General features: G+C 42.3%; 10 protein-coding genes and 1 pseudogene. All 11 read left to right on the top strand.

Annotation, left to right across the window (positions count from 1 at the left end):
- Positions 1 to 140: 140 nt before the first annotated feature.
- The 11 genes and pseudogenes from AACT23_RS12280 (at position 141) to AACT23_RS12230 (ending at position 6,198) form a co-directional block, all read left to right on the top strand.
- Entirely contained in the window at positions 141 to 455 is a 315-nt protein-coding gene (locus tag AACT23_RS12280) for a DUF4144 domain-containing protein (protein ID WP_080479302.1), read from the top strand.
- A 165-nt stretch (positions 456 to 620) separates the two neighbouring features.
- A complete protein-coding gene (locus AACT23_RS12275; protein ID WP_069648821.1) occupies positions 621 to 1,004 on the top strand; it encodes a hypothetical protein in 384 nt (127 codons plus the stop codon).
- Positions 1,005 to 1,147: 143 nt separating this feature from the next.
- A complete protein-coding gene (locus tag AACT23_RS12270; RefSeq protein WP_094128402.1) occupies positions 1,148 to 1,489 on the top strand; it encodes a hypothetical protein in 342 nt (113 codons plus the stop codon).
- Positions 1,490 to 1,652: 163 nt separating this feature from the next.
- Entirely contained in the window at positions 1,653 to 2,105 is a 453-nt protein-coding gene (locus AACT23_RS12265; protein WP_019281518.1) for a GNAT family N-acetyltransferase, read from the top strand.
- A 647-nt stretch (positions 2,106 to 2,752) separates the two neighbouring features.
- Positions 2,753 to 3,034 (top strand): type II toxin-antitoxin system Phd/YefM family antitoxin, encoded by a 282-nt coding sequence (locus AACT23_RS12260; RefSeq protein ID WP_000086649.1) that lies wholly within the window; start codon positions 2,753 to 2,755, stop codon positions 3,032 to 3,034.
- Positions 3,031 to 3,318 carry a type II toxin-antitoxin system RelE/ParE family toxin gene (locus AACT23_RS12255; protein ID WP_000869987.1) on the top strand — a complete coding sequence of 96 codons (288 nt, stop codon included), beginning with the start codon at positions 3,031 to 3,033 and terminating at the stop codon, positions 3,316 to 3,318. Before AACT23_RS12260 ends, AACT23_RS12255 begins: the two co-directional genes overlap by 4 nt.
- 154 nt (positions 3,319 to 3,472) lie before the next feature.
- The gene (locus AACT23_RS12250) at positions 3,473 to 3,859 is read left to right on the top strand and encodes an MmcQ/YjbR family DNA-binding protein (RefSeq protein ID WP_094128399.1); all 387 of its coding nucleotides are present in this window, start codon (positions 3,473 to 3,475) and stop codon (positions 3,857 to 3,859) included.
- Between the two features lie 137 nt (positions 3,860 to 3,996).
- Complete coding sequence (locus AACT23_RS12245) at positions 3,997 to 4,770, top strand: aminoglycoside phosphotransferase family protein (protein WP_032467761.1); 774 nt, start codon at positions 3,997 to 3,999, stop codon at positions 4,768 to 4,770.
- 224 nt (positions 4,771 to 4,994) lie between these two features.
- Positions 4,995 to 5,045, top strand: a pseudogene (locus AACT23_RS18040) (hypothetical protein); the annotation flags it as partial.
- Positions 5,039 to 5,263 carry a DUF3709 domain-containing protein gene (locus tag AACT23_RS12235; protein WP_094128393.1) on the top strand — a complete coding sequence of 75 codons (225 nt, stop codon included), beginning with the start codon at positions 5,039 to 5,041 and terminating at the stop codon, positions 5,261 to 5,263. The pseudogene AACT23_RS18040 and the gene AACT23_RS12235, both read left to right, overlap by 7 nt.
- A 290-nt stretch (positions 5,264 to 5,553) precedes the next feature.
- On the top strand, positions 5,554 to 6,198 hold the full coding sequence (locus AACT23_RS12230) for a hypothetical protein (RefSeq protein WP_094128390.1): 645 nt from the start codon (positions 5,554 to 5,556) through the stop codon (positions 6,196 to 6,198).
- The last annotated feature ends 315 nt before the right edge of the window (positions 6,199 to 6,513 follow it).

Below are 6,513 nucleotides of genomic sequence, written 5' to 3'. Positions count from 1 at the left end.
CTAACAAACGGCTCAAGAGGGATTGCCAACGCTTGGCGACTTTAGTGCAAAATTGAAATTCAGTGTTTACAGTATGTTTTTTTAGTTCGGTGGTGCGTTGTCAACCCCTTAGCCGGGCGTTATGTTTATCGGAGAAGTTCATGGTCAATTGGCCTTGTATTCTGAAATTAGATGGTGACGATGAGCTTGTTTATTTGAGCTCTGAGGCTGATTTGAATTGCGAGTGTGTGGATCTGATCGTTAGTCCGAGCGACCGAGTCATTGATTCTGAAGGTTTTGTCTATTCGATAGTTTCAAATGACTCAGCAGTTAGCTTGATTGGAAATTCAACCCAGATTTCAGCAGAGGAAGCGTCTAGATTGATTCAACGTCATGAGTTTTGTTTAGCGGAAGTCTGTTTGACAAAAATTCAGTTTGAAACAGTCGCAGAAGCATTTAACTGTTTGAAATCTTAGGCTAAATAAACATAACAAACGCCTCAAGAGGGACTGTCAACGCGCGGCGTTTCCAGTCCCATTGAGCCAAGGTGGTTATGGTTGTTGTGTTTGAGTTTAGTGGTTGTGCGTTGCCAGCCCCTTAGGCGGGCGTTAAATGCACGAGTGAACAGATGGGGTTTACGGATGAACAGAAATATAGAGTTTAGATCTAAGAAATGGCACTCGAAAATAGTGTTGTCCATGGTGGCGAGTTATGTGGTTTTTACTTTTGTTTTTAACTGGTTCACCGAAACTGAATTTCAACTATGGTCATTCCTTGTTGGAGTGACAACTATGGTTGTTATCTATTTATTTTTAGCCCTAGTTAAGAAGGCACATTTGTCCATTACGGGAGGAGACGTTTTTCTCCATGGTCTAAAAGCCGAGTTGATAGCCAAAAGAGGTATATTTGGAACGCAGTATATTCAAATTACCTCAAATACAGAGAAGGGCTATCATCGGCTTAAAATTACTAAGGATCAGATTGCTCTTTCAGACTGGAATCTTTTATTAGGAAAGTGCATTTAACAAACGCCTCAAGAGGGACTGTCAACGCGTAGCGTTTCCAGTCCCAATGAGCCGCGGTGGTTACGGCTGTTGTGTTTGAGTTTAGTGGTAATGCGTTGCCAGCCCCTTAGGCGGGCGTTATACAAAACAATGAGGTACTCTCTGTGAAATATATTTATAGCCTCTTAATTTTGATCATTATGAGTTCAAAATCTTGGGCAGGTTGCGATGAAGTAAGCTCGCAATGCCTAGTGATTGATAGTGATAAAGAAAGTTTTGAGTCGTGTGAAATTGCAATATGCGCAAATATGAGCGAATACCTAGTAAATGTAACATTGGAAAATGGTGGTAGGATTTTTATGCGCGACGATAGCCAGACACAGGTAATTAATGTAAATGGTAGTAAAGGTGTCACCAGTTCACCTCCGACCGACAAGAGCAATCTGACTTGTTATGCAATTGCCGACATGAGCGTAACATACTGTATTAAAGACTCTGCACTTTAAGAAAAAGTTTTGTATAACAAACGCCTCAAGAGGGACTGTCAACGCGCGGCGTTTCCAGTCCCTATGAGCCGCGGTGGTTACGGTTGTTGTGTTTGAATTTGGTTGTTATGCGTTGTCAGCCCCTTAGGCGGGCGTTATGCCAATTATGAACAAGGAAGTTCAGATGAAAGTGATTGAAGCGAGTGTTTCAAATTTAGATGACATTGCGATCTTATTTGATGCCTATCGTCAGTTTTATGAGCAAGAAAGTGATATTCAAGGTGCTAGAAATTTTATCGAGATGCACATGAAAAATGGTGACTCAGTGATTTTTCTAGCCTTATCAGAAGGTAATGAGCCTCTAGGTTTTGCACAGCTATATCCTTCCTTTTCCTCAGTTGCGATGAAAAGGATGTGGTATTTAAACGATCTGTATGTGTCTGAGAATGCACGTAAAAAAGGTGTCGGCAGAGCTTTACTACAGAAAGTTGCTGCTTTTGCCAAAGACACAGACGCGATAACAGTCAAACTGGCGACAGCGGTATCCAATGAAAAAGCTAAATCGCTTTATGAGTCTGAAGGTTATGTGAAAGTCACAGCCTTTGAACACTACACTCAACGGGTAAAATTGGCATAACAAACGCCTCAAGAGGGACTGTCAACGCGCGGCGTTTCCAGTCCCATTGAGCCGCGGTGGTTACGGTTGTTGTGTTTGAGTTTAGTGTAATGCGTTGCCAGCCCCTTAGGCGGGCGTTATGTGCTTTTTTGTTCAACATACCTTTTCTTATTATTCATCCCTAATAAATTCAGTTTGTTACGTTCTCTTTGTCATGACTTTTATCGAATGCTGTTTGGCATAATATGCCCCCAAGGCGCCGACTCTTAATCTAGACAGACTTGCATTTGTCGTAAGCAAAATCGTTGGCTATTCAGTCTATTACCCTTACTTAAAGGGTTTGAGGATCCCGATACTCTTACTGATGACCATTGTAAGAAACTCCGAATTAGAAACGTAAAGCGGTGTAAGCTCTCAATCGTAGGTTTCTAGAATTGAAAATATGCCATAAAAGTACAGTCAGGCACATAACAAACGCTTCAAGCGGGACTGTCAACGCGTAGCGTTTCCAGTCCCATTGAACCGAAGTGGTTACGGCTGTTGTTTTAAGCTGTGCGGTAGCGTTGCCAGCCCCTTAAGCGGGCGTTATAACACAGAATCAATTCCTTGCTCGTAAATCTCAATTGAACTACTATTTGTACATTAAATTGTACTAAATGGAGTTCATTATGAGCCGTATTCACCTTGATCAAGATATTCAGCCTTTGTCTGAGTTCCGTGCTGGCGTTGCATCATTTATCAAACAGATCAATGAGACTCGTCGACCATTGGTTATTACACAACGAGGTAAAGGTGTAGCCGTTGTTCTTGACGTTGCGGAGTATGAAGCAATGCAAGAGAAAATCGAATTACTCGAAGAAATGCGTACTGCAGAAGCTCAATTGGCTGCAGGTTTAGGTATATCAAACGAAGATGCTCGTTCACAAGTTCTGGGGCGCATCATCAAATGAAAGTAGTTTGGTCACCTCTAGCGTTACAAAAACTGGGTGATGCCGCAGAGTTTATTGCTTTTGATAACCCATCAGCTGCAGAAAAGTGGGTGAATGAAGTATTCGACAAAACGGAATTGCTCGGCTCAATGCCAGAAATGGGCCGCATGGTTCCTGAAATGCCTCATACGAACTACCGTGAAATAATTTTTGGTCATTACCGCATTATTTATAGTTTGAGCCACGAAATCCGCGTTCTAACAGTTCGTAACTGTCGTCAATTGCTCACGGAACATGATGTGTGAAACTGTGTTATAACAAACGCCTCAAGAGGGACTGTCAACGCGTGGCGTTTCCAGTCCCATTGAGCCGCAGTGGTTTCGGTTGTTATGTTTGAGTTTAGTGTTAATGCGTTGCCAGCCCCTTAGGCGGGCGTTATGAGGCTATAGGAAAACAAAGATGAATCACGATGAGTTCAACCAATTTTGTCGTTCCTTTCCTGCTACTACATACGTAGTGCAATGGGGTGGCTCTCATGTTTGGAAAGTGGCTGGAAAAGTGTTTTCTATTGGCAGTATCGGCAAGGATCAGCAACCCGTTTTTACTTTCAAAACATCGGATTTGAACTTTGATTATCTGAGTGAGCACGATGGTTATATTCCCGCCCCTTACTTCGCCAACCGAGGTATGAAGTGGATCCAACAAACGGAGACGTCAGGTGTATTAGACGAAGAGTTGAAGTATTACTTGTCTGAGTCCTACCGTCTTGTTGTGCTGGGGCTTAGTAAAAGGTTACAGAAAGAGTTGGGAATTACGCCAAGAGCAGACGGTGAATCCGCCTCATAACAAACGCCTCAAGAGGGACTGTCAACGCACGGCGTTTCCAGTCCCATTGAGCCGCGGTGGTTGCAGTTGTTGTGTTTGAGTTTAGTGGTATGCGTTGCCAGCCCCTTAGGCGGGCGTTAGTTGCACAGGGAGGTATAGTGGAAGAATTATCAGGCGGAAGAGAATCTGCAATATATCGAGATGGTGAAGTCGTCTATCGACCTCTTCAGCCATGGAGTTCTACAATTCATCTTATTTTGAAGCATCTTGAGCGAGCAAAGGTAGACGAAATCCCCAGGTTTCTAGGGGTTAATCAAAACCAAGAAATCTTAAGTTTTGTCGCAGGTAATACCTACAATTATCCGCTAGTTGGCGCAATCGCAACAAATGATGCACTCATGTCAGCGGGTAAATTACTACGAAAAATACATGACTCAACAGCTTCACTCTTGGAGCAACTCGATGTCAATGCACACCGATGGATGTTAGACCCGAGAGAACCATTTGAGGTTATCTGTCATGGTGACTTTACCCCATACAATGTTGCCCTATTAGAAAATACAGTTGTTGGTGTGTTTGACTTCGATACAGCACACCCAGCACCTAGAATATGGGACCTTGCATATTCAGTTTATTGTTGGTCTCCTTTCAAAACTGATAGCAATGATAAGCTAGGGACAATCTCAGAGCAGGTGGTTAGAGCTAAGTTGTTCTGTGACAGTTACGGCACAACTGAATCAGAAAGAGAGCAATTAGCCGATGCTATGGTTCAGCGATTACAGGCTTTAGTATCTTTCATGCGTAGTGAAGCCGAAAATGGCAATGAATCCTTTGCTGAAAACATAGAGCAAGGTCATCTTCAAGCTTATCTGAATGACATAGAATATATCACTGAAAATAAACAAAAAATTCAGTGTGCATTGTGCAACTAACAAACGCCTCAAGAGGGACTGTCAACGCGTGGCGTTTCCAGTCCTATTGAGCCGCGGTGGTTGCAGTTGTTGTGTTTGAGTTTGGTGGTCATGCGGTGCCAGCCCCTTAGGCGGGCGTTATGCTTAATCCATAAAATCAGCTGGTTGTGATTGTCGATTCCTTTGGCATTTCGTTCAGATTTTGTCGGCAATTCGATATTGTTTTTCGCTGCCTAATGAAGCGGCAATGTGTCTGGCGCTGTAAATTCCAAGTTATTGCCTCATTGGAATATTGAGTCTGCACGAGTTGAGCTTTGCTTTTTCAAGTCGCTTTGAGCAGTTTGGTGCCTTTACTTATAGGCTTAAAGTTTGTCGGCAATTGAGCATTGTTTTGCGCTGCCTAATGAAACAGCAATGTGTTTGTCGCTTTAAGTTTCAGCGTGATTGCCTCACTGAGTTGTCGTGCCCATGCGTGGTGAGTTGGTTTGTCGGAGAGGGTTTCCGCATTGGCTGATTTGTAGGATGAAGCTCTGCATTGGTTAGTTCATAGGTAAAATTTGAGTCAGTTCTAACTCAAGGAAATTCGAAGTTTGGTCAATGATTTCAGTGGGTTATTCTTGAGTTGGTTCAAATGTAAAGTGTTGAAGCTTAAGCATAACAAACGCCTCAAGAGGGACTGTCAACGCGCGGCGTTTCCAGTCCCATTGAGCCGCGGTGGTTTCGGTTGTTGTGTTTGAGTTTAGTAGTAATGCGTTGCCAGCCCCTTAGGCGGGCGTTAGGCAATTTATGGAGATTTGAGAGAAGGTGAATATACGTGAAAGCTTTATAGAGGCGGTTGAACTATATAAAAAGGCTGGTTCATTAAATAGAATTTTTATTACGATCTCATTTTTTCTTTCAGTCAGTTCAATAGCATCGTTATCAGAAAGTATCTTTAAGTGGAAAGGATTTATTCTTGATGCTGTAGATTTTTACCAACACTGTATAGCAGAAATAATCATTTATAATGCAGGATCTGTTGGCTTAAGCTATACACAGAATCAAGTACATAGTGCAGTCATATTGTCAATTGCCGTCAGTTTAGGTATGAAAATGTTTATTCTCGACCAGTTGAAATTCGCAGAGGTGATGCGAGATAAGTACAATTTTGAGGTGAAACCTAAAATTAATTTTTTCCGAATTCAGGCCGTTGCTTACTCAGTGTTTGTATGGTTGAGTTTTGGACTGTCCGAAGATCATGTAACCCTAACATCCAGCATAATATTGCTAATGAGCTATCCAATATTCTTGTCACTAATTCATTGGATATTGGTTCATTTCGATAAAAATAAAACGTTGTCTTTGAGTAATGTTAGTTACTGCAAAGTATACTATGTCTATCTTACGGCTATTTTTTTAATGTTGGGGGTTTTAGGGGCAATAAATTCGGGTATTAGTAAAATTGCCTAACAAAGCGTTTAAGCGGGATTCATGCCGCGTGGCATTTTTGGTTTGCGGTGATTTTTGTGGTGAAAGTGGTGTGCGGAAAGTTGGTTTGGGCGGCACTCACCCCTTAACGCGGCGTTAGCACACACATCTCATAAGCCGGAGCTTGTATCCTGTTACGGTATTTCTGTTCAATGGTCTTTTGCCTTGGTTTAGTATCGAGACGTAACCTTTATTTGAGAGGCTGAAAAATGAAAAAATCGTTAATGGTACTGACTGTAATGATTGCTTTAGTGGGTTGCGATGATGCAACTAAAGCGATTGATGAGGCTCAAGCTG

This window comes from Vibrio sp. V09_P4A23P171, from assembly GCF_963875615.1.
Lineage (GTDB): Bacteria > Pseudomonadota > Gammaproteobacteria > Enterobacterales > Vibrionaceae > Vibrio > Vibrio anguillarum.
This window is presented reverse-complemented; position numbering and strand designations above follow the sequence as displayed.